General features: G+C 54.8%; 18 protein-coding genes and 2 pseudogenes. 12 read left to right on the top strand and 8 right to left on the bottom strand.

Going from position 1 to position 26141, the window contains the following annotated elements; genetic code table 11:
* Positions 1-158 precede the first annotated feature (158 nt).
* Positions 159-1169: a helix-turn-helix domain-containing protein gene (locus tag N4Q37_RS06235; protein WP_260956084.1), complete on the top strand. Its 1011-nt coding sequence runs from the start codon at positions 159-161 to the stop codon at positions 1167-1169.
* Here N4Q37_RS06235 and N4Q37_RS06230 read toward each other — a convergent pair.
* Positions 1163-1345: a hypothetical protein gene (locus N4Q37_RS06230; protein WP_260956081.1), complete on the bottom strand. Its 183-nt coding sequence runs from the start codon at positions 1343-1345 to the stop codon at positions 1163-1165. The genes N4Q37_RS06235 and N4Q37_RS06230 overlap by 7 nt on opposite strands.
* A gap of 242 nt (positions 1346-1587) precedes the next feature.
* Between N4Q37_RS06230 and N4Q37_RS06225 the strand changes: the two genes are divergently transcribed.
* From N4Q37_RS06225 to feaR, 4 genes and pseudogenes are all read left to right on the top strand, one after another.
* Positions 1588-2940 carry a DUF1329 domain-containing protein gene (locus tag N4Q37_RS06225; protein WP_260956079.1) on the top strand — a complete coding sequence of 451 codons (1353 nt, stop codon included), beginning with the start codon at positions 1588-1590 and terminating at the stop codon, positions 2938-2940.
* A 178-nt stretch (positions 2941-3118) separates the two neighbouring features.
* Positions 3119-4216: pseudogene (locus tag N4Q37_RS27785) on the top strand (HAMP domain-containing protein); the annotation flags it as partial.
* Complete coding sequence (locus tag N4Q37_RS27780) at positions 4202-5074, top strand: methyl-accepting chemotaxis protein (protein ID WP_390897906.1); 873 nt, start codon at positions 4202-4204, stop codon at positions 5072-5074. The pseudogene N4Q37_RS27785 and the gene N4Q37_RS27780, both read left to right, overlap by 15 nt.
* Before the next feature lie 36 nt (positions 5075-5110).
* Complete coding sequence (gene feaR / locus N4Q37_RS06215; protein WP_260956076.1) at positions 5111-6076, top strand: transcriptional regulator FeaR; 966 nt, start codon at positions 5111-5113, stop codon at positions 6074-6076.
* A gap of 9 nt (positions 6077-6085) precedes the next feature.
* On the opposite strand, the pseudogene N4Q37_RS06210 reads toward feaR, so the two are convergent.
* The 5 genes and pseudogenes from N4Q37_RS06210 to N4Q37_RS06190 all read right to left on the bottom strand — a co-directional run bounded on the left by N4Q37_RS06210 (position 6086) and on the right by N4Q37_RS06190 (position 12909).
* Positions 6086-7563 (bottom strand): annotated as a pseudogene (locus N4Q37_RS06210) (aldehyde dehydrogenase family protein).
* Positions 7564-7661: 98 nt separating this feature from the next.
* Positions 7662-9494 (bottom strand): amidohydrolase, encoded by a 1833-nt coding sequence (locus N4Q37_RS06205; RefSeq protein ID WP_260956074.1) that lies wholly within the window; start codon positions 9492-9494, stop codon positions 7662-7664.
* 223 nt (positions 9495-9717) lie between these two features.
* On the bottom strand, positions 9718-10512 hold the full coding sequence (locus N4Q37_RS06200) for an SDR family oxidoreductase (protein ID WP_260956073.1): 795 nt from the start codon (positions 10510-10512) through the stop codon (positions 9718-9720).
* A gap of 72 nt (positions 10513-10584) precedes the next feature.
* Positions 10585-11622 carry a phosphotransferase enzyme family protein gene (locus N4Q37_RS06195; protein WP_260956072.1) on the bottom strand — a complete coding sequence of 346 codons (1038 nt, stop codon included), beginning with the start codon at positions 11620-11622 and terminating at the stop codon, positions 10585-10587.
* Positions 11623-11631: 9 nt separating this feature from the next.
* The gene (locus N4Q37_RS06190) at positions 11632-12909 is read right to left on the bottom strand and encodes an aspartate aminotransferase family protein (RefSeq protein WP_313958315.1); all 1278 of its coding nucleotides are present in this window, start codon (positions 12907-12909) and stop codon (positions 11632-11634) included.
* Positions 12910-13331: 422 nt separating this feature from the next.
* Between N4Q37_RS06190 and N4Q37_RS06185 the strand changes: the two genes are divergently transcribed.
* The 7 genes from N4Q37_RS06185 to N4Q37_RS06155 all read left to right on the top strand — a co-directional run bounded on the left by N4Q37_RS06185 (position 13332) and on the right by N4Q37_RS06155 (position 23543).
* On the top strand, positions 13332-14954 hold the full coding sequence (locus N4Q37_RS06185) for a DUF1302 domain-containing protein (RefSeq protein WP_390897899.1): 1623 nt from the start codon (positions 13332-13334) through the stop codon (positions 14952-14954).
* A gap of 84 nt (positions 14955-15038) precedes the next feature.
* A complete protein-coding gene (locus N4Q37_RS06180; RefSeq protein ID WP_260956068.1) occupies positions 15039-16139 on the top strand; it encodes a YCF48-related protein in 1101 nt (366 codons plus the stop codon).
* Positions 16136-18586, top strand: coding sequence for an efflux RND transporter permease subunit (locus N4Q37_RS06175; RefSeq protein ID WP_260956066.1), 2451 nt, complete (start codon positions 16136-16138; stop codon positions 18584-18586). The genes N4Q37_RS06180 and N4Q37_RS06175 overlap by 4 nt, the downstream gene beginning before the upstream one ends.
* A 110-nt stretch (positions 18587-18696) precedes the next feature.
* On the top strand, positions 18697-20358 hold the full coding sequence (locus N4Q37_RS06170) for an amidohydrolase (protein WP_260956064.1): 1662 nt from the start codon (positions 18697-18699) through the stop codon (positions 20356-20358).
* A complete protein-coding gene (locus N4Q37_RS06165; RefSeq protein ID WP_260956063.1) occupies positions 20355-21398 on the top strand; it encodes a CobW family GTP-binding protein in 1044 nt (347 codons plus the stop codon). Before N4Q37_RS06170 ends, N4Q37_RS06165 begins: the two co-directional genes overlap by 4 nt.
* A gap of 106 nt (positions 21399-21504) precedes the next feature.
* The gene (locus N4Q37_RS06160; RefSeq protein ID WP_260956061.1) at positions 21505-22917 is read left to right on the top strand and encodes an APC family permease; all 1413 of its coding nucleotides are present in this window, start codon (positions 21505-21507) and stop codon (positions 22915-22917) included.
* Between the two features lie 191 nt (positions 22918-23108).
* On the top strand, positions 23109-23543 hold the full coding sequence (locus tag N4Q37_RS06155) for an ester cyclase (RefSeq protein WP_260956058.1): 435 nt from the start codon (positions 23109-23111) through the stop codon (positions 23541-23543).
* Positions 23544-23585: 42 nt separating this feature from the next.
* Here N4Q37_RS06155 and N4Q37_RS06150 read toward each other — a convergent pair whose 3' ends face one another.
* Both N4Q37_RS06150 and N4Q37_RS06145 read right to left on the bottom strand, forming a co-directional pair.
* Positions 23586-24548: a PDR/VanB family oxidoreductase gene (locus N4Q37_RS06150; RefSeq protein ID WP_260956056.1), complete on the bottom strand. Its 963-nt coding sequence runs from the start codon at positions 24546-24548 to the stop codon at positions 23586-23588.
* Between the two features lie 110 nt (positions 24549-24658).
* On the bottom strand, positions 24659-25906 hold the full coding sequence (locus tag N4Q37_RS06145) for a Rieske 2Fe-2S domain-containing protein (RefSeq protein WP_260956054.1): 1248 nt from the start codon (positions 25904-25906) through the stop codon (positions 24659-24661).
* Between the last annotated feature and the right edge of the window lie 235 nt (positions 25907-26141).

Raw genomic sequence — 26141 nt, 5'->3', positions numbered from 1 at the left:
ATTTTTTTTCTTTGGAGATAGCCGCCCGTCATTTTGAAAATGCGGGTGGTTTTTTTAATTCTATTGGGATCCCTGGAACGTATTTTGCTTGTCATTGTGTGCGTCCGGATTTTTCGGTGCCTTGGCAAAAGTAGTAGCTTCCGAAGGTTATAAAAAAAATGAAACCAGAGAATGTTTGCCGTACCAATGATTATTATGTTCACACAGGTGATCATTCGGATCCTTTCACCAATTCTGTAGCGTTCGATGGCTGGGATCTGGAATATGTCCAGCTTTCTCCGGGTCAGTACCATTGTCAAACCAAGGAATTATGGATCTCCGGCTTACAGATCTATACGGAGATTGGCAATGTCACTAGCCATCAGTTTGGCATTGCATGGGCTGACTCCTTTGTTTTTGCGCTGCCTTGGAGCATGGCGCACGAAGGGCGAGTAAACGGTCGAAGCTGGATGGCCAGGGAACTTGTTATGTTTCGCGGCGAGAATGATTACGATGCGCTGGTGCCTCCTACCAAACTGCTGATTGTGGCCATATCTCGTAAAATCGTTGCCGAATACATGGAGACGGTCGAGCACGTAGCCGTGCACGATTGGCTGAAACGTGGAATGTTTTTGGTTAACGACACGGCGAGTATCGCGAGCATGATCGAGGTGTTCATTGGGATGCTTGACGTTTGTCATGAGGATCCCGAGGTGCTCAGTCATCCTGAAGTGCGCTCGGCTTTGATGCAAAAGGCGATGGAGACTCTGGCGCCGTTGATTTTGCAAAACTTCAAAGTTCCGGCGATTGTTCATCGAGAGTTCAATCATGTACAGATCGTGCGCCGAGCGCGTGAGTTTTTACTGGATAACATTTCCGAGCCCACGCAGATTATCGATGTTTGTCGCGAACTTCGTATTTCTCGGCGAGTCCTGCAATACAGCTTTCAGGACTTACTGAATATCAATCCTGTGAGTTATCTAAGATTGCTCAGGCTGAACGGTGCACGGCATGACTTGGTGAATGCCAGTGACTGCACGGTACAAGTAAAGGACGTCGTTGCCAGTTGGGGGTTCTGGCATCTTAGCCGGTTCAGTTCCGAGTATAAAAAAATATTCAACGAACTGCCTTCTGAAACATTAAGTCGCGTGAAAAAAGGTGTGCAAAGCAATTTTTCGAGCGGTTATTGATACTTGCTTTTTCGGGTCGAGGCTGCGAGTTGTCTTCTATTGAAGTTCGCCTCGGCCTGAATGATGCGCTTGCCGGTGGAGTCGCCAGCTTTCTTGCTGGCGTCAAGCGGGCGTATCGCCGACTGAATAACACCCTGTGAAATCTCTGATGCGAAAGCTGTCGCCTTGGTACTCATGGAAGGGGCCGCGATCGTGACCTTTTGTCGGGGCGGGGTGGCATTTCGGGTTGTTTCGCATCTTTAGCTCATGCCAAATTTGGCTAACACAACACTTCTTCAGTTCGTACTCTGGATAGGCCTCGGCGTTGCCATGAGGCGCAGTTCCATTGCGTGCCGAGAACATCGCTTCCTTATAAGAAATCGCTCAGGGGCGCTACCAGTCAGTCGCTCCATTGCAAGTTAAAACCAGGAGCAAACAGATGAACAAACAATTACTCGCCCCACTATTTGCAAGCTTGATAGTGTTCGGTCCTGAGGCATTTGCAGGCGTCTCTGCCCAAGAGGCATCGAAGCTGAACAAAGAGCTCACCCCTTTGGGGGCTGAGAAAGCAGGGAACAAGGACGGCACGATCCCGGCTTGGACGGGCGGTTACACCAAGCCCATCCCTGGCGACGAGCCTGGTGGGCGTCGGGGTGATCCCTTCAAGGATGAGAAACCGCTGTTTTCCATTACGCCCGCGAATGTCGGCCAATATACCGATAAGCTGACCGACGGGACGGTGGCACTGTTGAAGAAGTATCCGGACAGTTTCAAGGTCAATGTCTATCAGACCCATCGAACGGCAGCGGCTCCCCAGTGGGTGTATGACAACACCTTTAAAAATGCCACCAATGGAAAGATGAATGGTGACCTTCCTGAAGGCGTCTACGGCGGTGTTCCTTTCCCCATTCCACAAAGTGGTGCGGAGGTGATGTGGAACCATGTGTTGCGCTGGCGGGGTATTTCAACATCGCAAATGTTTAAAGGATACCAACTAACGGCTAATGGTCAGGCGGTACTGGTTTCCGACATGGTTCAGAACATAGAGATGCCGTATTACCTGCCGGACAGCAATCTTGAGGAGCTGGCCAAGACTAATAATTACTGGCGCTCGCGTCTGGATACAACAGGGCCAGCCATCCGTGCAGGTGAGGCGCTTGCGGGCGTTGAAAACCTGGACGGTGACAAGACTCAGGCCTGGGTATATCTCGTTGGTCAGCGTCGGGTCCGTAAATTGCCAAATGCTTGTTGCGACACTCCATCACCGGCTACAGCTGGGGTGATGAGCTTTGACGAGGTCACGACCTTTGCAGGTCGGCTCGATCGGTTCGACTGGAAGATTATCGGCAAGCAGGAAAAATACGTCCCTTACAACAGTAACTCCGCACTTCAGGTCAAGGACGATAAAGAGCTTTTGTCCGCGCATCATCTCAACCCTGAGCATGTGCGTTGGGAGCTGCACCGGGTTTGGGTAGTGGAGGCCTCCTTGCGCAACGGCAAGCGCCATCAGGCAGTGAAGAGTCGCTACTACTGCGATGAGGATAGCTGGATCTGCTTGTTGGGGGACCGCTGGGATGCCAATGGTCAACTTTGGAAGACGCTTCATGCGGACGCCATCGTTGCACCCGACGCTCCTGCTGTGGTCATGTCCAGCTTTGGTTTCAACGACCTTATATCGGGTACAGGCTTCGAGGTCCTGATCAATAACAAACCTAAGCAGTATGCGCTCGTGCCACGCTTTGCCAAAGATGCATTTTCTGCTGACTCACTGGTCGGGGATAGTTTGCGCTAGATAACTGTAGAGACTGAGCATCGTCGCTGCACGAATGCTGATCAAGGAAAGGTGCCCTCGTGAGTGGGCACCCTTTCAAGCGTAGCTCCATGCAGCTGACATCTGACGGCTCCTTCTCTGCTGTTCCCCCCCATTGGCTAATTCAGCCATCAAGTACATAACAAGAGGGGTGGTTAAAATGTTTGATTTCTTCAGACGCTTTTTAGCGGATCTTTCTGTCAGCAGGAAATTGCTTTGTGGTTTTGGACTGGTTCTTTTCCTGACTAGCGCAGTGACCGTTACAGGATTCTTCGCTGTGAAATCGGTGCTCGGGCACTACCAGCAGGGAATGCAACTCTCGGCCGTCGACACATTGATCTTGCAGACCCGGCGTAGTGAGCGGGATTTTGCGATAAGCCGTGCCGAGGTTCATGCTCAAGCGGTGCGCGAGGGGCTTTCCCGAGTGCGGGAGTTACTCAAGCAATATCTTGAATCGGGCGGGGAAGAGCAAAAAGTTCGGTTGCGGGCCATGGATCAGGCCGCACTGGTCTATCTCGAACAATTTGAGATGTTTGTCGAGCAGCAGGGTAAAGCCCTTGAGGCGCGACAGCAGATGACTCAAACCGCCAACGAGGCTCGCCGGCAGTTCGAGGCGATCGAACTGGACATGTACGACGCTTTGCGTGAAAAGGGGCTGCGCAACGAATCATCCGATGACAGTGATCCGCTGTCCCTGGCCGAAAAGGTATCCGCGATGAGCAAGCGTATGCTCGACCTGCGCAGCAATGAAAGTCTTTACATCATCGACGGATCCCCCACGGCCCTGGAGGACTGGACCTCCATCAACACCGAGCAGGAGGCACTCGCGCGTAACCTGAGTATCTGGTTGGATGAGAAGCAGCGGGGCAGTATCGATGCCGCCCTTGCCGCGCTCAAGCGTTATCAGGACGCGTTCTTCAATTATCAGCGAGTGGGCAAGACGACTGCCGAAATCGAGGCCACGATGCTTGAAAGGGCCCGTTCTGTTCTGGGGCTGGCCGAAGAAGCGAAAAACCTGCAAGGTCAAGCGATGAACTCCGGCAGTCGCCAGGTGCTATTTGCACTCGGCTTGATGGGCGGTGTTGCCGTGCTGATCGGAGTAGCCGCTTCGCTGTTGATCACGCATCAAATCGTCTTGCCCTTGCGTCAGACGGTGGCGCTGGCCCAACGTATTGCCGAGGGTGACCTTAGCCAGGACATTACACCGCAGCGCAGTGATGAACTGGGTCAACTGCTTGACGCCATGCAAGGTATGACGCTTAGCCTGCGCAGCCTGGTCGGGCGTATAGGAGCAGGTGTCACGCAAATCGCTGCCTCCGCCGAACAGCTTTCAGCGATTACCGCACAGACGAGCAGCGGCGTGCAGACACAAAAGCTGGAAGTCGAGCAGACAGCCACCGCCATACACCAGATGATTACGACCGTGGAGGAAGTAGCCCGCGACGCCGAGCGCGCATCGCAAGCGGCCCAGGAGGCTGACCTTGAAGCGCAGCAGGGTAATCGGGTGGTACAACAAGTGGTGGGTCAAATGGGCGCGTTGGCGGCTGAAGTGGAACAGTCTTCCGAGGTTATCTCTACGTTGAATCTGGAAAGCACGCGGATCGGGAGTGTGCTTGAAGTCATTCGCTCAGTGGCTGAACAGACTAATCTGCTGGCGCTCAACGCGGCTATCGAAGCGGCCCGCGCAGGTGAGCAAGGGAGAGGGTTTGCAGTGGTGGCCGATGAAGTGCGTGCTCTTGCTCGTCGTGCCCATGACTCCACAGAGGAAATCGAAAGGCTGATAGCCAGCCTGCAAAACTTGGCGAACCACGCCATGCGGCAGATGGGCAGTAGCTGCAAGCAAACTCAACGCACCGTCACTCTGGCGGGCGAAGCGGGTGATGCTTTGATCCGTATTACCCGTTCAGTGAGCACTATCGAGCAAATGAACCAGCAGATCGCCGCCGCGGCTGAACAGCAAAGTGTCGTTGCCCAGAATATCCATGAAAGTGTCAACCGGGTCAGTGGCATTGGAGAACAAAGTGCCGATGCCAGTCGGCGTACTGCGTCTTCCAGTGCAGAGCTTGCTCGATTAGGGGGAGAACTCCGAGCGCTGGTTCATCAATTTAATATCTGACTTTTTACGAGCGCCAGTTTTGGTGGGACGAGTACGATGAGTTTCAACTCATTAGGCCCAACTGCGGCCTTGGATGCCTGGATGCGCGAGATCAACCGGATTTGCGGAGCATTTGCCGGGCGCCATTTGAGTGAAGGCTTCTATGGACAGATCAAGTCATTTTCCAGTGGACCGTTAAGCCTCAGCGTCGTACAGGCGCGCGAGGTCAAACTGTGGCGTACGTTCAAGGAAATTGCCAAGGACGACAACGACAAGTATTTCGTAGTTTTTCAGCTCGATGGCAAGGGGAGGCTGGAGATGGGCGGCTGCGCCTCTGAACTGAACCGTGGTGATATGGTAATCATCGATGCGTCTAGTCCTTTCAGTGCCTCTTATGAGGCGACGTCGCGGATGATCTCCGTGATCCTCCCGCGTCGCGATGTCGAACAACGTTTTCGTAATACGCGTGTGCGCTGCGGTGAAGTGATTTCTGCCAAAAGCCCGGGTGTTCGGCTTGCTCTCCAATTGATCCAGTATGCAGCGACTCAGCCAGACATGGACGCGCGGGATGGAGAGGCTACTCTGGAGGCGCTGTTGGTGCTATTGAGCCCGGCAATTGAGGTGCATGAAGAGCAGGACAGCCGCGAGCGCCTGTTTCAAAAGGCTATTGCTTACATCGATACTCATATCCATGAAGTCGATCTGTGTCCAGAACTGATCGGTCGTCAGATCGGCGTTTCTGTTCGAGGTCTTTATCGGCTGTTCGCTCGCCGCGGACTGATGGTTTCTCAGCACATCAAGTGTCATCGGCTGGATCGTTGTGCCGAGATTTTGCGTCGGGCGCCTGCAGGGAGAAGTCTTTCGGCGCTCAGTAGTGAATGGGGATTCGGTGATTACAGTTACTTTTCTGCGGCCTTCAAGGCGCGCTTTGGTATCAGTCCTCGCGAATACCGTAAATCCTACAGTTGTTCTGACGCCAATCATCGGAAGACGGCAATCAAATTACCGATTCAGGCGGGGTAATTTCCGGTGTTAGTGACGCAAGCACACGGACTTGGTTTCAGTGTAGGCGTCCAACCAGTCGACGCCGAAGCCTCTGCCCAGTCCAGACTGTTTGTAGCCACCAAACGGCATATTGGCATCAATGACCGTATGACTGTTCACCCAGACGGTACCCGCCTGAATTTTGGGCGTCAGGTTCATGGCCTGATTCAGGTTCTGAGTCCATAGGCTCGCAGTCAGTCCGAGGTCGCTGTCGTTGGCTTTCACCAACACCTCTTGCGCATCTTTTACGCGAATCAGATTCAGCACCGGGCCGAATACTTCTTCGCGAACCAGGCGAAATTGATCCTGCGGATTAACTACTAAGGTCGGTGAAACGTAATAGCCCTGCGTCGGCGCCGCTTGCCCTTGAATCACTTCGCTGCCTGCCTCGGCCAGGTAGCCCAACACTTTTTCCTGGTGCGCCTTCGACACCAGCGGATTGATTTGTGCCGCAGGATCGAGCCCATGATCGAGGGTCAGGCTCTTTACGGCAGTCTCGAAATCGTCGACCAACCGGTCGAAAAGCGGTGCTTCGATGTACACCCGTGAGCTTGTCGCGCACACCTGTCCCTGATTCAGGAAGCTTCCTGCCATCAGCCCTTCAATCACGTGCGCTGGATCAGCATCGGCCAACACAATGGCAGGATTTTTCCCTCCGAGCTCCAGGGTTACACGCAACAGGCGATCCGCTGCCGACCGCGCGATGGCTTTACCTGTGGCGGTCGACCCGGTGAAACTGACCTTACTGACCAATGCGTGCTCGATCAGTGCTTGCCCCGTCCCGAAGCCGCGTCCGTTCACCAGATTCAGCGCGCCAGGCGGAATGCCCGCCTCACTGGCCAATTCGACCATGCGCATCAGCGTCAACGGCGTCACCTCGGAAGGTTTGACTACCATGGTGCAACCGGCCGCAAGGGCTGGCATCACCTTCCACATGCCAATCATCAGCGGGAAATTCCAGGGAACGATACCGGCCACGACACCGATGGGTTCTTTGCGGGTGTAGGCGGTATAACGTGCGCCAGGCGGAAAGGCGATGGAGAGATCCATCGAGCGACCGTCGTGTTTGGTGGCCAAACCTGCCACGTAACGCATCCAGTCGAGCGTGGCACCCACTTCGAACATGCGCGAGACATGAATTGACTTGCCCTGTTCCAGGGTTTCCAGCTGGGCCAGTTCCTCGCCGTTGGCTTCAAGCAGGTCGGCGTAACGCAGAGAATGCGCTCTCGTTCCGCAGGTGATTTGTTCAACCAGACGCCGCTACTGAATGCCTTGTGTGCCGAGCGCACTGCACGGCCAACATCGGCAGGGGAGGCTTCGCCAACGTGGGCAATAGCGTTTCCCGTAGCGGGATCAAACACCGGTAGGGTTTCATTGGAGCACGGCGATCATTGGCCATCGATATAGCAGCCGTGCTCCTTAGCGAGAAAAGCGCGGACATTGGGAAGAACTTCAATTTGAGACATGCTTTAGACCTCATTGATAGAGGGAGGCGAATCGCTGCACCGCCACACTTGCCTTGCGTGTCGAAATGGCGAAGTGGGCGGTGCAGGCGACTGATTTTTTATGCTGAGTGATTGCAGTTCGGGCCACATTTATGCGCGCCGTATGACGATGCCGTGTACGTCTCCAGGGGTTGCAAACGCTCAGGCGCCAGTTCGGCATCATCCATACGTCGAATGACCTGTGCGTCGAAAATGTCCTTACCGCCCAGCACTGTTCTCAACACCTTGGTTTCGGATAACTCATCGATCGAGCAGGTGAGTGGGTTTTGGTCGACGATGACAAGGTCCGCCTTGAAGCCGGGTTTCAGTGCCCCGATGCCGTCCCATTGCATCAACCTGGCATTGTGTATCGTCCAGCCATCCAGAGCCTGTTGACGGTTGATGGAATAACCCGGGCCTTCATGCCGGTATCCGGAACCGGCGAATTCGCGTGTCTGCGCAAGGGCGATGTGTTCGAAGACACTGCTCGGTCCCCAGTCAGTGCCCAGCCCCACATTGGCGCCGGACGCATACATCTTGCCGACAGGGATTAGCTCCTTGAGTGCCTGTTCACCCATTCGATCCCGATACATATCACCCTTGCCGAAACAGAAGCTCAGGCTGGTGGTCAGGTGGAACTGAAGGTCTGCGTAGCGCTCGAGCGTGGCATCATCGATGAAGATGTTGTGCTGCATGATCCATTCCCTTGCCCGCACATCCCATTCGCCGAGAAAGGGCTCGAGGCTTTCGAGGAACCGTCGATGGTCCCGCCCGCTCGTGGGCATCAGGTTCAACCGAACATTGTTGCGCAGGCAGAATTCGATCGCTTCGCGTTCGATGGCTCCCGACACGAAAGAACGGCCTTTGGTCAGTCGTCCAAACGGGTCGCTGTAGGGATGATCGGTGGGCATTTGGCCTGACCAGCCAGGACCGCCGACACCGAGGGTCAGACCGTTGACCCGAAACATCGGGTCAACGGTCTGCGTCAATTTCGCCGCCAACGCAAAATTCGCTCGCACGCGTTCGTCAGTAAGACCCAATCCATAGTCGAGCGCGACCGATCCCGATTCCAGTGCCGCGAGCACGCGCATGGACAGTTGGCCTTCATCCCGGGCACGCTGATAGGCTGCTATGTGTTCCGGATCCATCGAATGCCCTTCGTAAGCACTCGTAACACCACGCTGAGCCGCTGTGACCTGTCCCGCCAAGGCGCCTTGATACCAGAAATCTTCACTCGGACGCAGCACCTGCGCCACTACCCGCGTCAGCCAGAAGAGGCTGCTGTTGTAGTAGTTGGTGACGTAGCCGCTGAAGATACCGGTCAATTCACCGTTTTCGTCTTTCTCGATGAACACATCGTCGATGAAGTTTGGCAACTCACGGGTGAACCCGAGCATCTGCAGCGCCTTGGAGTTCATTGCGCAGACATTGGGTAACTTTGGTGCGTAGGCTTGAATCCATACAGGATGGTCCGGGGCGGCGGCATCCAGCTCGAAACGGTTTGGCAAGCGGCCTTCGGGCAAGTCACGCCAGGATTTACGAATGAAATAGTGTGGTTCGCCAACTGGCGTCGTCACGATCCATTGACCAGGTGGTGTGACCTGCGCGCGCTTGCGGATGCGCGCGCGGATATCATCATGGTCGCGGGCGTCATACAACTTGACGCAGTTAGCATCGAAACTGCCGAAATGCAGGGAGTGCGGGTGATTGTCGATCAAGCCAGGCATCACGCAGGCCCCTTGCACATCGACCTGCAAGGCGGACGCGCCTGCGAGTGAACGCATTTCGTCGTATCCGCCGGTAGCTACGACGGTGTCACCCTCGAGCACTATCGCTTCGTGAGTTTCACGTCTTTCGTTCTGGGTTAAAACGGGCCCACCAAAAATCAGGGTACGCTGCGCAGTCTTGGACATGGCAATTCCTCTATGACATTGGGTTTCGGTTTGTGACGCGAAGACTTGGGCTTCCCGGCTCCTGCACAAGTGCTTGCAATCAAACCTGGAAAGATCTTTTGCCGGCCATTGTTTGAGTTTTGCAAAAGAGGGCCAGGGAGCCGCCACATTGAAGGTATGGCGGCTTTGGGCGGATAGGCTCGATCAGAGCCCATCGCCCAATGCGTTGGCTATCGGTGGCTCATCAGCCACGTTCGGTGTAGAAGCCCTGCAGTTGGACGGAGCTTTCCGGGGTGCAGGAGCCACCATCAACGATGATGCTCTGTCCAGTCACATAGCCCGCCTCATCGCTCGCCAAGTAGAGCATGGCGTGAGCGATATCGTGGGGATGGCCAAGGCGGCCGATCGGCACCTGGGTCGCCATTTCGGCCTGTTCCTCACGACTGACCAGTTGGTCCATCGCTTGGGTGAGGATGTAGCCGGGCTCTACGGCGTTAATGGTGATGCCTTCGCGTGCATATTCAAGTGACGCTGCGCGGATGAACCCGTTCAACCCGGCCTTGCTGGCCGCATAGTGAGCCAACAGTGGCATGGCCACACGGGGGCCGGTAACGGACGATGTAAAAAGAATGCGGCCACGGCCGCGTTCGCGCATCGATGGGGTCACCGCCTGAGTCAACCAGAACGCGGCCTTCAGGTTCACCGACAAGGTTTCTTCAAGTTGTGCGTCGGTCAGGTCGTCGATCGTCGCCATCGGGAACACTCCGGCGTTATGCACCAGGATATCCAATACGCCGTGCTCGGCGATGACGGCCTCGACCAAATGCTTGGCGTTTTCGGCTGTGCTGAGGTCCGTCTGTAGCCATTGCGCATGGCCGCCGCTGGCGACGATGTCGGCGACGACCTTGCGACCTTTTTCAACATTACGGGCAGCCACTACGACGTGAGCACCCGCTTTGGCGAATACCTCGGCAATGCCCTGACCGATGCCTTGGCTGGCGCCGGTTACCAAGGCCACTTTTCCGGTCAAATTAAACATAAATCACCCCTTTGGTTATAGGCCCACTGTTTGAGCTCTTGTACATCAATTGGTCATTTAATTAGCTTTAGTTCAGGCGCCATGGGTCTCGACAAACTCGGTGGCAAGGTCGCATGCCAGTTCGGTCAAGAAGGGCGTCAGCTCCTTGGCGACGTCCGAGCCCTCTCGGGTTTGCACCCAGCCCAAGTAGGTGAAGCCGCGCGCCATCATGAAGACCGGCAGTTTTGCCAGAACTTTTTCCGGCAGTGCCCGATAGGCTCGGTAGCCTTCGATCAAGGCGTCTTGAGCAATCTTGAAATGGGTATCCTGGCGGATGAAGTAGAGTGCTGTAGCGAGTTCGAACAGATGCCATCCAAAACCGGAATCGTCGAAGTCCAGCAGGCGCACGGTATCGCCTGATACCATCAGGTTTTCCGGTACGAAATCGGCGTGGATCAGACCGTAATAGTCGTCGTGCTCAGGCGTTTGAATCATTGCTTGCAGTTCGTTGCGCACAATGTCCCGCGCCGTCAGGATCAGGCTGCGTTGTTCCTCGCTGAGGCTGCGCAACTCCCAGAAACGTCCCCAGAAAGGAGAGTCGCCGACCAGACCTTCGGTGTCCCAGGCGTGGCGCTGGAAGCCCTCGGGACGATGCCATTGCCTGCCGTGCTCATGAAGGCGTGCGGCAATGTTTCCAATAGTTCGGTAGGTGTGTTCGATCTGTTGTACATCCTCGCCGAGGCCGCCCTCAGCCGTGCCAAGCTGATTACCTTCAATCCACTCGAACAAATCGACCTGGAAGGTTTCACCGGTGGAGGGGAGGGTAGACAGAATGAACAGCTCACCTTTACCGGTCGGTACCGCCATTGGAACGTCGATTCCGGATTGCTGTAGTGCAGCCATCCACTGCAGTTCGGAGCGTAGCGCTGCATCCGAATGATAGCCGCCACGGTGCACACGAAGGGCATAGCGGTTTCCATCGGTGGTATCGACTTTGAATACCGCGTTTTCGCGGTATTTGATCAGCGCGATATTCAGGCAGTCCTTGTCCCAGTGATGCAACGATGCCTGTGCCAGATCCTGCAGATTTGCCAGCATCTGCTCCTGGCTGATCTCAATATGTTCGCTCATGGGCGGCTCCTACAGGGTTGCCAGGCAATCGTCGAGGGTGTTGATGAGCAGGTCGGCGTGTTCGGTCGTGAAAGGCAGCGGCGGGCGTACTTTGAGTACGTTGTCATTCGGTCCCAGGCGGCTGATCAGAACGCCGCGGTCTTTCATCAGGTTGACCACCTGCTTGGACAAGTCCCTTGCGGGTTCCTTGCTGTTGCGGTCCTTCACCAGTTCGATGCCGAAGAACAGCCCCGATCCACGGACATCGCCGATGAGCTCGTGGCGTTGCTGGAGTGCGATCAATCCCTTGAGCGTATACTCGCCAACCTGGGCAACATGCTCCAGCAGACGTTCTTCCTGAATAACGTCCAGCACTGCCAGTCCTGCTGCACAGGAGACCGGATTTCCGCCAAAGGTGTTGAAGTACATAACCCGCTCGCGGAAGGCGTTGGCGAGATCGGCTCGAGACACCACCGCGCCGATAGGGTGTCCGTTGCCCATGGGTTTACCCATGGTGACGATGTCCGGAACAACGCCAACCAGATCCTGGCCCCACATGTGCCCGGTGCGAGCGAAGCCCGATTGGACTTCATCGAAGATCACCAGACCTCCGGCTTCGCGAACCAGGCGCGAGACTTTTTGTACGTAGCTTGAAGGCGCGCCGGGCAACCCTTCGTTGGCGAAGATCGGGCAAATCAAAATACCGGCGAAACCCACGCCGTCTGCCTTGAGCGCCTCAATGGCTTTTGCGACTTCGGCTACGTAAGCATCGATCAAGGTTTCGCCTTGCAGGCCGTTGAGTGGGCGGTAGAGATCGGGGAACGGAACCGAGCGTACATTGGGACTCTTGGTGATGCCGCCGGTAAACATGGTGGACAGTTCGTCCACCGCCGCCGTGTTGCCGTGGTAGGTGCAGTTCGAACAGATGATGCCCTTGGCACCGGTTGCCATCCTGGCCATGCGCAAGGCCAATTCATTGGCCTCGCTGCCGGTGCAGGTGAAGATGGCCATATCCAGCGACTTGTCAAAAGTTGCTGTCAGGCGCTCGGCATAATTGACTACGTTCTCGTGCAGGTAGCGGGTATGGATGTTGAGGTTGGCAGCCTGTTTGCACAGTGCGTCTACCACCTTGGGGTTGCAATGCCCCACTACCGGTACATTGTTATAGGCATCCAAATAACGTTTACCGTCGGCATCGAACAGCCAGACGTCTTCGCCGCGCACAATGTGCAGCGGTGTGTCATAGAAAAGCGGCGCGGCTTTACCTAATAGCTGATTTCTGCGCTGCAGCAATTCGATGTTGATCACCGTTCGCTCCTTTTTAATATCGTTTTCGCATGTGCAGAGGATTTCAGTCGACCAATCCTGATCAATCTCTGCGAGAAAATTTGATGTTGATTTTGGTGCTGAGGAACAAGATACAAATTGAGGGGCGGGGGTGTTATCCAATATTGGCATGCACCAAATTCGCTGGACTACTCTATAAATGGAGTCGACAGAAATGGGGCATCTTGCGATCCCCCAATGGTTTCTGAGTGAGTCGGGTTTGCCAAGGAGGGATTTCGATGCTTCAGCGTTTGTGATGCCAAATTAGGCTAACGGACGCCGCTATGCCTTCGTAATCTGATTTCCGTGGGGATGCTCTGACACAGCTCTGGCTTTTGCCAGCGAGTGACGGGGCGCTCCATTGGTCGATGACTACGAAATCAGGCCCTAGCGGAACCAATAAAATGAATAAAAATAAAGCCTTGCCTCCACTCGCTATCTCCATCATGGCTATCATTTCGCCGAGTGTTTATGCATTCGTGATCGATACTGATAATCCAGATCTCAAGCTTCGGTGGGACAATACGGTCAAGTACAACAGCGCTTTTCGTGTCGAGGGTGAGTCAGATAAATTGACCTCCTCGGTCAACCAGGATGACGGAGATCGAAACTTCAGCAAGGGCTTGATCTCCAATCGTTTCGACATCCTTTCGGAGATGGATGTGAGCTACCAGGGCTTCGGCGCGCGGGTGTCGGGCGCGGGCTGGTACGACACCGTCTATAACGAATCCAACGACAATGACTCTCCGAGCACTGTCAACTCGTTCTCGCGTCCCTACGACGAATTCACCAGTGACACCGAAAAGCTGCACGGACGTAAAGCCGAGTTGTTGGATGCTTTTGTCTACGGTCGGATGCCTATTGGGGATTCCAAAGCTTCTTTTCGCGCAGGCAGGCACGCCCTTGTTTGGGGTGAGAGCCTGTTCTTTGGGGCCAACGGCATTGCCGGCGGGATGGCGCCGATCGACGCAGTGAAAGCGCTGTCGGTTCCCAATACCCAATTCAAGGAACTGATTCGGCCGGTTCAACAGTTTTCGGGGCAGCTTCAAATAACTCCGGACATCTCTATCGGTGCTTATTACCAATGGCGGTGGGAAGAAACGAAGTTGCCGGCTGCCGGCAGCTACTTCTCCACGCTGGATGTCATCGGCGACGGTGCAGAGCGAGTGATTGCCGGCCCTCCCGTTGTGCCTGGTGGCGGACCACTGGCGTTCTTCCGAGGGAAGGACATGAAGGCCAGGAACTCCGGGCAAGGCGGTGTGCAAGTGCGCTTCAGTGTCGATGAAACGGACTACGGTCTGTACGCGATCCGTTACCACGACAAGACTCCCCAGCTGTATCTAAGGCCTGGCGCTGTCAATCCTGCCAGTGGGCAGATCGGTGAGTATTCATGGGTTTATCCGGAAGATATCACCGCCTATGGGGCGAGCTTCAGCCGTACGTTTGGTGACTACAACATTGCCGGCGAAGTATCCGTACGTCGCAACACCCCATTGATCAGTGGTGGCGCGCTCGATTTGACCGGTACTGGCGATAACGATGGCAATCCACTTTATGCCGTGGGTAATTCCCTGCATGCCCAAGTGTCCTGGTTGGCGACCCTGGGGCCATCATTCATTGCCAACGAGGCCAGTTTTCTCGGTGAAGTCGCTTGGAACCGGCGCACGAGTATTACCAAGAATCCTGATCTTCTGAGTCCCAATGCCGATCGGGATGCGGCCAACATCCGTGTGCTCTACGAGCCGTCTTACCGTCAGTTTTTTTCTGGCGTAGATATTTCCGTGCCGGTTGGCGTGGGCTTCGGTATTGGCAATTCCTCTGTAGTCGGTTCCTTTAACGGCGACCATGTCGGAGACGTAAGCGTCGGATTGAAGGCGACCTACCTCAACGATTGGAAGGCGGGGTTGACGTATACCCATTTCTTCGGGCCGGAAGGAACATTCCTGGATGACACAAGCTTCCCGTCATACAAACAATCGATGAAAGATCGCGACTTCGTTTCTCTTTCACTGCAACGCACGTTCTAAAGAAAAGTTTATTGCTCGCTGGCGTTTCGGCTTTGTTTGGCGGACGCCAGTCTTTAAGTAAACAGCAAAAAATTACGATTGTCGGTGAGTAATGAACGAAGTATGGAGTTGATTATGCCAGTCATGAATAGTGTTCATCGACATGTAGCCTGGTGCCTTCTTTGGGGCGTGCTGCTTATGTCCACATTGTCGATTGCCAAAGGGGCGCCAGTAGAGTCTGCGTTGGAAAGACCCTCTGTTGCCACCGCAATGGCGGCACATTCGTACCTGCTCGGTATCGCGCAGGCGGGTGCTCGCCTCGTCGCGGTGGGCGAGCGCGGAATTGTAGTGTTATCCGATGATTCGGGAGCGAGTTGGCGGCAGGTGCAGACCCCCGTCAGCGTGACGTTGACGGCGGTACGGTTTGCCGATGCCAGGAACGGTTACGCCGTTGGGCATGGGGGCAGCGTACTGGTCACCACTGATGCGGGTGAAAGCTGGACGCTTAGTCTCGATGGTCGGCGGATTGCTCAGCTGATTCTGGCGACCGCCAGAGAAAAAGGCGAAGCCCGGCCGATCGCTTATGCCGAACGCATGGTTGAGGAGGGGCCGGACAAGCCTTTGCTCGATGTTTTGGTACGCGCCCCACTTAATGCCGTAGTGGTAGGTGCTTATGGGATCGTCCTATCAACCACCGATGGGGGCAAGACCTGGTCGTCCTGGGGAGATCAAATTCAGAACCCGGGTGCGCTTCATTTGAGCGCGATACGTGGCGAGGGACAGCAGATCGTTATCGTTGGCGAACAAGGGTTGGTTCGCATTTCAGAGGATGGTGGTGCGACTTTTTCCGTCGCCCAGACCCCCTATAGGGGGAGTTATTTTACTGCCGAGATACCCTCGGGTCGTGAAATTGTCGTTGCTGGCTTGCGTGGCAATGCCCTGCGGTCCGAGGATGGTGGCAAGACTTGGACACCTTTGATTTCTCCGGACGAAGCTTCCATTACCGCTTCTGCAATTCAATCTGATGGCCACTTGGTTCTGGTGAATCAGTCGGGGTTGATCATGCGTGAGCGGGGAGGGAAGTTGGAGCCCATCAATAGCCGACCTTTCCCACCGCTTAACGGTGTGCTGCTCACGTCGGACCTGAAAATTTTCGTGCTCAGTCAGCTTGGTGTAACGACGGTAAAACCTGGAGAAAAGCAGTGAAGATCCAATCGTCAGGCCTCTCTGGGAGTGCTAATGATTTTGACCGCCGTTCGGGCTCCTTGCTGGAACGAGCCTTGTTCAATAACCGCCTTGTAGTGGTCTTTCTGTGTGCCATCGCGACTGTTTTTCTGGCGTGGCAGGTGACCAAGCTGGAGCTCAACGCCAGCTTCGAAAAAACCATTCCAATGCAGCATCCTTACATTCAGGTGTTCACCGAGCATCAGAGTCAACTGACAGGGCTGGGCAATGCTGTTCGCGTTGCAGTGGAGAGCCCTAAAGGAACGATTTACGATCCGAAATACCTCGATGCATTGCGTCGTATGTCGGATGAAATTTTCCTTTTGAGTGGTGTCGATAGAGCGAACATGAAGTCGTTGTGGACCCCCTCGACACGCTGGACGGGCGTGACCGAAGACGGTCTCGAAGGTGGACAGGTAATTCCCGAGGGATACGACGGCAGCCCGGCGAGGCTTGAGCAACTGCGGGCGAATATTGCCCGTTCCGGTGAGATCGGTCAGATCGTATCCACCGACGGCAAGTCATCGGTGATCTACGTTCCATTGCTGGCCAAGGATGGCGAAGGACATCCGCTGAACTACGCAGTATTCGCCGAACAGCTGGAGCAGTTGCGCCACAAGTATGAGGCCGAAGGCTATGTGGTGCATATCACTGGGTTCGCCAAAATTATTGGCGATCTTATCGACGGCGTGCGTTCAGTCTTGTTGTTCTTCGCCATCGCTGTCGGTATCGCCACTGTCACGGTGTTTTGGTACACCCGTTGTGTGCGTTCTACATTGCTGGTGGTTACAGCATCGTTAATCGCCGTGGTGTGGCAGCTTGGTTTGTTGCCAACGCTCGGCTATTCATTGGACCCCTATTCGATTCTGGTGCCATTCCTGGTGTTCGCCATAGGGATGAGTCATGGCGCGCAGAAGATGAACGGCATCATGCAGGACATAGGAAGGGGCGTGCCGAAACTGCTCGCTGCACGTTTTACCTTCCGCCGTCTGTTTTTGGCCGGTATGACGGCGCTGTTGGCCGACGCGGTTGGCTTTGCGGTATTGCTGGTAATCGACATCCAGGTCATCCGCGAGCTGGCTATTGCTGCCTCGATTGGTGTAGCGGTACTGATCTTCACCAATCTCATTCTGTTGCCGATCATGCTGTCCTACGCGGGCGTCAGCGCGGTTGCGGCCAAGCGCAGTCTGCATGCCGAGTCGGCTGATGAAAACGGGCAGGGCAAGCATCCGCTCTGGGCGTTTCTGGACCGTTTCACGCAGCGCAAGATGGCTACCTGCGCGTTGCTGGTGGCAATGGTTATCGGTGTGGTCGGTTTTGCTGTCAGCACTCACCTGAAAATTGGTGATCTGGATCCAGGTGCACCGGAACTGCGCTCTGAAAGTCGTTACAACCGCGATGTCGCTTTCATGAACGCCAGTTACGGTGCGTCAAGTGATGTTCTTGCCATCATGGTCTCGAGACCTGCAGGGCAATGCTCCCAGTACGAAACGCTCAACAAGATCGACTCGTTGGAATGGCAATTGCGCCAGCTCCCGGGCGTTGAGACGACCAACTCCCTTGCCCTGCTGAATCGCAAAATGCTGGTGGGTTTGAACGAGGCCAACCCCAAATGGTACGAGTTTCTTCCTAACCAGAGCATGCTGAACACTGTTACGGCCGGGGCACCTCGCGGGCTTTACGATGATAGCTGCAGCCTGCTGACGCTTTATATCTACTTGCGCGATCACAAGGCTGACACGTTGTCTTCCGTGGTCCGATTCGTTGAAGCATTTGCCCGAGAGAACGACACAGACGACACCAAATTCCTGCTGGCTGCGGGGAATGCCGGTATCGAGGCGGCCACGAACATCGTGGTCAAACAAGCCTGGTGGCAAATGCTGTTTCTGGTCTATGCCGCCGTTGCATTACTCAGTTTGATTACCTTCCGATCCTGGCGCGCGGTCGTCGTGGCAGTTCTGCCACTGATGCTCACCTCGATACTCGCCGAGGCATTGATGGTCTCTCTCGGCATGGGCGTGAAGGTTGCGACATTGCCGGTCATCGCTTTGGGGGTTGGCATCGGTATTGACTATGCGCTGTACATTCTCTCGGTGACTTTGGCCCAACTGCGTGAAGGCAAGAGTTTGTCTGAGGCCTATTACCGAGCCCTGTTGTTCACCGGCAAGGTCGTGATGCTGACAGGTGTCACGCTGGCTATTGGCGTTGTTACCTGGGTGCTCAGCCCTATTAAGTTTCAGGCGGATATGGGCCTGCTGCTGGCCTTCATGTTCCTGTGGAACATGTTGGGGGCACTGATTCTTCTGCCGGCACTAGCACATTTCCTGCTAAGGCCAAGCGACATAGCGGCCACTGAATCGACTCAGTCCGCAGATTCAGCTGATGAGCATCAGGACCACCCAGGCAGCCATCTGAAAATCTCGGCTTGAGTTCCAGACGGCGGCGGACGATGTCCGGGCTGCGTATATCAATCATTACAAGGTCGAGGGACTGATATGTCAGACCTCGAACTTGCCAACTTATAGAGAAGGTGTTTGTCATGGCAAATCAAGGAAATGAACTTGTTCTGGTAAACGGTGTGATCTACACGATGAATGCCGATACGCCTTGGGCTCAAGCGCTGGCGGTGCGTGACGGTCGATTGGTGGCGGTGGGCAGTGAAGAGGTTGCAAGGGCTGCTGTAGGCAGCGGCGCCAAGGTCCTCGATCTGCAAGGGAAGATGGTTATGCCTGGCATGATCGACGTCCATAGCCACTTCGTTCTGGCCGGTCGGGCTGAACTTTACGATGTGAATTTTCTGCCGACAGCCAGCCTGGACCAAATCATCGAGCAGGTCCGTGAGGCGGCTAAGGATCGTCCGCTGGATCGCTGGATTGTCGGTGGTATCTGGGGCAGTACGTTGCTCGAGGAGCTGACTTATGAAGCGCGTCTTCGTCTGGACGACGCATCTGGCGGGCGCCCGGTCATGCTGCGTGATGATTCCCATCACAACCGCTGGCTCAACCTTGCCGGTTTGAAAGCTTGTGGAATCGATAACAGCACCCCCGATCCTATCAACGGCACCATTGTCCGGCATCCGCAGACCGGTGAGGCGACCGGCTTGTTGTTGGAAACCGCATCCGCCCTAGCTGAAGCTGCCGTCTCCAAATCATTGGCAGCGGAGCCGGAGCTCGATGTGGCAGCGGCCGTTCACGCCGTAAAACGGATGAATGCCATGGGTGTCACCGGGCTTCAGGACGCCCTGACCGCACGGATGATGATGGAGGCAATCAAAACTGCGGCTGATCGTGGGCAGTTGACTGCCTGGGTCGTCGGGTCCATGCCGGCACTGGAAGGCGGTCCGCTTGCCGCCGAACAATGGGGCAAGGAGTTGTTCGAGCTGCGTGACCAGTACCGCAGTCAATACTTCCGTCCGGACTTCGGCAAGATCTTCCTCGATGGCGTGCCCACCACCCGCACAGCATCGATGTTGGAGCCTTATCTGCCGGATACCCTGCATGGCTGCTGTTTCCGCGGAGCGACATTCCTGACGGTGCCACAGCTGGCACGTGTGATTGCCGAATGCGAAGAGGCTGACGTCAGTCTGAAAATCCATTGCACCGGCGATGGTTCGGTGCGGGTGGCGCTCGATGCCTTCGAAGTCGTGCGCACTTTCAATGGCGGTAACCGCATGCATCAGATCGCGCATGCTGGTTACTTGCACGACGATGACATTGCACGTTTCAAAGAGTTGAACATCGTTGCAGATCTTTCTCCGATGATCTGGTGCCCGGGGGTGATTGTCGACCAGCTCAACTCAGTCTTGCCTCCAGAACGTGTAACCCGCTCGTACCCGAATCGCAGCATGGATGAAGCCGGCGTTTTGCTCGCAGTTGGCTCGGATTGGCCGGTAGTGCCTGACCCAAGCCCTTGGATCAGCTTGCAAGCGATCATTACTCGACGAGATCCTAGTGGCGCCTTCCCAGGTGAAATGTGGCCCGAACAAGGGCTTGACCTGGCCACCGCGTTACGTGCCTATACCATCGGCCCTGCTACGGCGATGGGCTTGAGTCAGGAAACCGGCTCGCTCGAGAACGGTAAGTCCGCAGATTTCATTGTGCTCGATCGTCATCTGTTCCAGATTCCGCTGGACCAATTGGCAAAGACCCAAGTCCTGCAGACCTACTTCGCCGGCAGCCTGGTGTACGAGGCTCAGGTATGAGTGATGTGGGCGATAGTCGGTTACCGGTCACGCTGTTGACCGGTTTTCTTGGCAGTGGAAAAACCACGACATTGAATCGCCTGCTGGAACTGCCCGAACTCGCTGATACCGCGGTGATCATCAATGAGTTTGGGGAGGTCGGAATTGACCACCTGTTGGTCGAGCAGGTGAGTGAGAACCTGCGATTGCTGCAGAGTGGGTGTTTGTGCTGCACCGTACGCGGTGACTTGGTTGACACCTTGGTGGACCTGTACGAACGGCGCGAGAGTGAAGAGCTTTCGCCATTCACCCGCGTTGTCATTGAAACGACGGGGCTCGCGGATCCGGTACCCGTGTTGCAGACCTTCATGATCGATCCTCAGGTCATGCAGCGTTATCGTCTTGAGCAGGTGGTCACCACGGTGGATGCGGTCAATGGCGCAAGCACCCTCGATCGACACGTTGAGGCGGTCACGCAGATCTCGCTGGCCGATCGGTTGTTGTTAACCAAAACTGATCTGGCGTCTGATCAAACGATCGCAAAACTGGAAGCCCGACTGCGGGAGCTGAACCCCGCGGCCGGGTTCAAGCGGGTTCTCAATGGGCGCGTGAGCGCAGTCGATGTGTTGGGAGACGGGCACCATGGTGTGCTCGACATCGATGCCTACATGAAGGAGGCCGAGAGTCGTGGTAGTGAAAACAGCTACCACGACGGCAAGGTCAAGTCTCATTGCCTGATTCTGGATCAGCCCGTTGAACAGGAACGCCTCGCGTATTGGTTGGAGCTTATCGCCTCCATGAGGGGAGAGCACCTGCTGCGAGTGAAAGGAATCGTGCAGGTGGTCGAACATCCCGATCAGCCGATGATTGTGCATGGTGTACAGCAGGTCTTTCACCCACTGAAGCCGCTTGCGAAATGGCCCTCTACGGATCATCGCACGAGAATCGTATTTATCGTGCAGGGGATTGAATACGCCGAAATCACTCGTACCTTCGAGAGGTTCGTCGGGATGAGCCTTCCTATGTTTAAACCGACGTCCCGGGTTATGCCGAGTCGGTAGAAAAGAATACCGGCATCTTATGGACAGGGCCAACAGGCCTAAAATAATTAAAAGAACGGAACTTTGTAACTGTGTGTTCACGAACGCCTCTATGAGGAAATAAAAAATGAGCCAGATACGCGTGCAAAGTGATGTTCCGACAAGCACTTTTACTGAAACAAAAGTACCGTCTATTCCCAAGAAGAAGTTAGGTTTTTTGACGATGATGGCCATTTGTATGGGGGTCGTCATCGTTCAAGGTTCAATGATATCGGCTACGCAAGGCGTTGGTCTCGGTGGTGTGGGTTTCATTGCCGCTTTATGCATAGCGTTCTTGTTGGCTCAGTTCAATGCCATGTCTTTTGCCGAACTCTCCTTAATGTTTTCCAATGCAGGGACGTTAGGCACTTATACTCAAAAAGCAATTGGCCACTTTCCAGCGATCGTCGCGGTCTTCGCAGGGTACGTCGTGGTAGCGATGCTGGCATTGCCGGCCGAAATGTTTCTGGTCGATGCGGTGATCGCCAAACTCCTTCCAGGCATGTTTCCGGAGAAGTCCGTCCCGTTGGCGATCCTGCTATTACTGACCTTGGCCAATCTGGTGGGCGCGGATGTCTTCGCCAAGGTACAAAACCTCTTGGCATTCATTCTCGTCACCGCGTTGGTGCTGTTTAGTCACAGTGCCTTGACGGAGATAGCACAGCCAGTGCCGTCGATCATCGGTACGTCTGTGGAATGGAGCTTGTCGTCAATACAGGACGGCAGCTTTCTGGGCCTGATCGTACTCGTGATGTGGCTGATGGTCGGGTCAGAGTACATCTGCCCGATGATTAATGAGGTCCACAGGCCAGAAAGTAATATTCCGCGAGTGATGAGCTTGTCTCTGGTGGCGATGTTGGTGATTTTCTCAGCATTTGCGGTCGGGGCCGGCCACTACTTGAGTGTAGAGACGCTGACGACCTCGCCGCTACCGTACGCGGATTACGCGAGCGCCGTTTTCGGTAAGGGAGGTCTCCTGATTGCCGCGGTAATGGGGGTTACCGCGACTTGCAGCACCCTCAACACGGTGCTGGCAGCGATACCTCGGATGTTGCAGGGAATGGCTGAAAACGGTCAGGTGTTTCCACAGCTTGCGCTCACGAACAAGCGTACCGATACCCCTTGGGTCGCTATTCTTTTCATTTCGGGCATTATCCTGCTGCCATTTCTGTTCTTCACCATGGACTCGCTGATTACGCTGGTGATCGCAGCCTCCACGAGTTGGTTGTTGGCCTATGTGGTTGCCCATCTCAATGTCATTGTTCTGCGTCGCCGTTTTCCTGATTTCCACCGTCCGTATCGGGCACCTTTTTACCCCCTGCCGCAGATCATCGGAGTCCTGGGCATGGTGTATATCGCCTTACACAACTCTCCCTCACCGGATATGACCGCAATGGTTTACAAGATCACCGGAAGCATACTGTTATTGGTCAGTGTGATCGCTGCTGTCTGGGTCAAGTGCTTTATGAAACGCAGCCTGTTTGAGGCTGATCTCGATTAACGTCTGCTGAAGAGTGCTGAGCGCTGACTTGTATGTAGGCGATTGAGTTATGGGCTCATTCACTCGGTGGGCTGTTGGGTTTTTTGCGGTTTGCAGTGAGTGGATATAAATTAACTTAGCGAAAGCGTAATTGTTGGGAGCTCAGTTGGCGGGTCGAAACCGATAAACTTACGCATTCGGAAGGGAAACAGATGAGTAATTATTTAGATGAGCTGGAACTCCAGCAGCTGGAGTCCATTCGTTTATGGGCGAAGTATTGGTCGGATCACGATTCAACGCGTCTTTTAGAAGTTTTTATTGAGGATCTCGTTTACGAAGATGTACCGACTCAGCGGGTTAACCTTGGTGCTGCGCAGTTGGTGAGTTTCTCAGAGGAGGTCTTTCACATGTCCTCAGACGTTGAGTATGAAATCACCGACGCTTTTGTTTCACTCAATAGAGGCGGTGCAGAATGGGTGATGCGCGGAACGCATCAGGAGGCGATGGCTGGTTTGCCTGCAACAGGTAAAAAATTCGAAGTGCGCGGTAGCTCAGTTTTTGAGTTTGAAGGTCACAAGATCCGTCGCTGCTCAGACTATTGGTGCATGGCTACCTTGTTTCACCAATTGACCGCAGCGACTGAGTAAATCCCCCTAATGGTTCGGTGGCCCTGGAAAAGGGCCGCCTGATTACAAGTCCAACACCAATCGATTGCCCTGAGATCCTGAGCAGCAAACGAACATGGTTTTACCCGCCTGCTTTTCCGAATCGCTCAGAATGGAATCTCGATGGTCCGGCGTACCTTCCAATACCCGAACCTCACAGGCGCCGCAGATACCTTCCCGGCAGGAGTTCATGACTTCGATACCTTGGCCAAGCAGCGCATCGAGAATGCTCTGTCCGGGTGTCACCTCGATCGACTTGCCGCTGCGTGCCAACTCAACAACGAATCCGCCTTCCAGGGATGCCTCGTGCTCGGCACTAAACGATTCGAAATGCACGCGTTCGGCGGGCACCTCTCGAGTCGCCTCTTTGAACGCCTCCAGCATGACCGCTGGGCCGCAGCAGTAGAAATGCATGTGTCCATCGTCTCGAGCCACGATGGCTTTCAGGTCCAGAAATTCAGCCTGTTCACCCTCGGAGTAGCAAGTGTGGATCGCCCGGCTGTACGGATGGTTTTCCATCACCTCCAGAAGTGCGGCGCAATCCCTGCTTCGAGCGCCGTAATGCAATTCCCAGTGGGCATCTATTTCGGTCAGACGCTGAGCCATGGACCAGATTGGTGTAATACCGATACCGCCCGCAATGAGGACGGAGTGTTTGGCATCTTCAGCCAAAGGAAAATTGTTCCGTGGCCCGGTAATGATCAAAGAGTCCCCGCAATGCAGGTTCTTATGGATATGAATGGACCCACCACGCCCTTTTTCATTCAGCGAAATGGCGATGACATAACGTGATCGGTCAGAAGGCGAATTCAAAAGGGAGTAACTGCGTACCGGCGCCGCCTCCATACGCAGATCGATATGTGCTCCCGCCGTGAACGGCGGCAAATCTTCGTCGTTGCGACTGCGTAACTCGTAGGCCAATATCCCTTTGGCTTCATGGGTGACGGATTTTACATAAACTTCAAGACTTTCATTGAGCGCAGGCATAAGTAAATCTCGGTCATACACTTTGGAACGCTTGGCGCCGAAAGCGCCCAGCCAGGTGACTCTTCTCAAGACAGCTCGCTCGGCGAGAGCCGGCGAGCTACTGATATCAGTCAGATGAGTTCCACCTGGCGTTGCTTGCGCTTCTCTTCGGCGAATATTTTTATGTCTTTGTCCGCAGGGATTACTTCGGCAAGGGCGCGCAGCGAGCGATAGTCGGTTTCCTCTGCCTGAAGGCAGTCTTCTCCGGCTTCGGATTTCCTGATGCGTTCCATCAACTCCCGACGCAGTCGCACTATCGCGAGATCGCCACTTCCGAGAAATTCCCGGGTGCGGTCCACGATCGGAATGCTTTCCGCGACCGCGTAGTCTTCGAAGATGACACCAGGTACACCGCTCCAGCTTTCTCCTCTGCGCATGGCATCGCGATCCTGACCATAGTTGGGAGTGCCTTGACGGGAAGCAGCAAAATTATCATCGCTTTCATCGGTACACAGCAGCGCGAAGTCTGGCAGGTTGCTGTCGATTGGTTGGCGTTTGTCCCAGTAGACATACCATTGCAGTGAACGGGTGTTGTTTACCGGGATGACCATGATCATAAAGCCGGCTTCTGCCTCGGTGGTACCGATAAAAGCAGTGCCTGGCGCAACGAATTCGGTCACTCGCAGGTAGTGTTTGGCTTCGGGCATCGTGCGAATCGAGAACGAACTCAAGCCATAGGGTCTGGATTCAAGAACGTATTTGGGTGTGTCGTTCCCGGTTACCAACTGCAGACCTGCTTGAGGTAGGCTCTTGTCTGCCGTCGTGTCGTTATGCAGCAGACCAATGTGCGCTGAATCGAGTAAGGTCTCGACGTTCTGTAGCCAGTTTGCTTCGTTGTAAGAAGCGCGTGGGCGGGTGTACTCGCGAGTCAGATAAGTAAAAGCGTAATCACTGAACTTGGGAGGTTCACCTTCGCCGAGGTACACCCAGACGATGCCGCCTGCCTCTTTTACAGGGAATCCCTGGCCTTTCACCTTGCTGCAAAAGCTCTGGTCCTGTTCGGTCGGCATACGCGTGCAGTTGCCTTCGGCATCGAAGCTCCAACCGTGGAATATGCAGGTCAGGCGGTTGTTTTCATTGCGTCCGAGCGCCAGTGAAACGCCCCGGTGAGGGCAGGCCTCGAATAAAAAACCTACCTTGCCATCGTCGCCTCGAAAGGCCACGTAGCGCTCGCACAGCAATTCAACTTTCTGTGGTGTTCCGCCTGCTTCCAGAGCCTCACCTCGAAGGGCGGGGAGCCAGTGTTTTTTCCAGTAGCGATGCAGGGGGGTACCTGGGGAGACGTCAGTCACCAGGCGGTTTTGCTCAGCGGTCAGCATGGGAGTTCTCCTTATTTTTGTGGTGTTGCTGCTGGCACTTCAACGGCAAGTTGAGTGCCAGAGCAGAGATTTTGGATTAGCGACTAATAATCTTAGTTATTAAGATAAAATCAGGTTACGCCCGACCTCTGTAAGCGTCAAGAGGATTGGTTAACATGTTAATAAGGGTGTCGCGGCGTGAGTCGGTGAGTGAATCCTGAGGTATCATTGCCTTCCGCTATCCGATGGAATTCCG

This window comes from Pseudomonas citri (genome assembly GCF_025336485.1).
GTDB lineage: Bacteria > Pseudomonadota > Gammaproteobacteria > Pseudomonadales > Pseudomonadaceae > Aquipseudomonas > Aquipseudomonas citri.
This window is presented reverse-complemented; position numbering and strand designations above follow the sequence as displayed.

Coding starts and splice junctions, on each gene's coding strand:
- N4Q37_RS06235 (WP_260956084.1), top strand. CDS start 159: ATGAAACCAGAGAATGTTTGCCGTACCAATGATTATTATGTTCACACA.
- N4Q37_RS06230 (WP_260956081.1), bottom strand. CDS start 1,345: ATGAGTACCAAGGCGACAGCTTTCGCATCAGAGATTTCACAGGGTGTT.
- N4Q37_RS06225 (WP_260956079.1), top strand. CDS start 1,588: ATGAACAAACAATTACTCGCCCCACTATTTGCAAGCTTGATAGTGTTC.
- N4Q37_RS27780 (WP_390897906.1), top strand. CDS start 4,202: ATGCAAGGTATGACGCTTAGCCTGCGCAGCCTGGTCGGGCGTATAGGA.
- feaR (WP_260956076.1), top strand. CDS start 5,111: ATGAGTTTCAACTCATTAGGCCCAACTGCGGCCTTGGATGCCTGGATG.
- N4Q37_RS06205 (WP_260956074.1), bottom strand. CDS start 9,494: ATGTCCAAGACTGCGCAGCGTACCCTGATTTTTGGTGGGCCCGTTTTA.
- N4Q37_RS06200 (WP_260956073.1), bottom strand. CDS start 10,512: ATGTTTAATTTGACCGGAAAAGTGGCCTTGGTAACCGGCGCCAGCCAA.
- N4Q37_RS06195 (WP_260956072.1), bottom strand. CDS start 11,622: ATGAGCGAACATATTGAGATCAGCCAGGAGCAGATGCTGGCAAATCTG.
- N4Q37_RS06185 (WP_390897899.1), top strand. CDS start 13,332: ATGAATAAAAATAAAGCCTTGCCTCCACTCGCTATCTCCATCATGGCT.
- N4Q37_RS06170 (WP_260956064.1), top strand. CDS start 18,697: ATGGCAAATCAAGGAAATGAACTTGTTCTGGTAAACGGTGTGATCTAC.
- N4Q37_RS06165 (WP_260956063.1), top strand. CDS start 20,355: ATGAGTGATGTGGGCGATAGTCGGTTACCGGTCACGCTGTTGACCGGT.
- N4Q37_RS06160 (WP_260956061.1), top strand. CDS start 21,505: ATGAGCCAGATACGCGTGCAAAGTGATGTTCCGACAAGCACTTTTACT.
- N4Q37_RS06155 (WP_260956058.1), top strand. CDS start 23,109: ATGAGTAATTATTTAGATGAGCTGGAACTCCAGCAGCTGGAGTCCATT.
- N4Q37_RS06150 (WP_260956056.1), bottom strand. CDS start 24,548: ATGCCTGCGCTCAATGAAAGTCTTGAAGTTTATGTAAAATCCGTCACC.
- N4Q37_RS06145 (WP_260956054.1), bottom strand. CDS start 25,906: ATGCTGACCGCTGAGCAAAACCGCCTGGTGACTGACGTCTCCCCAGGT.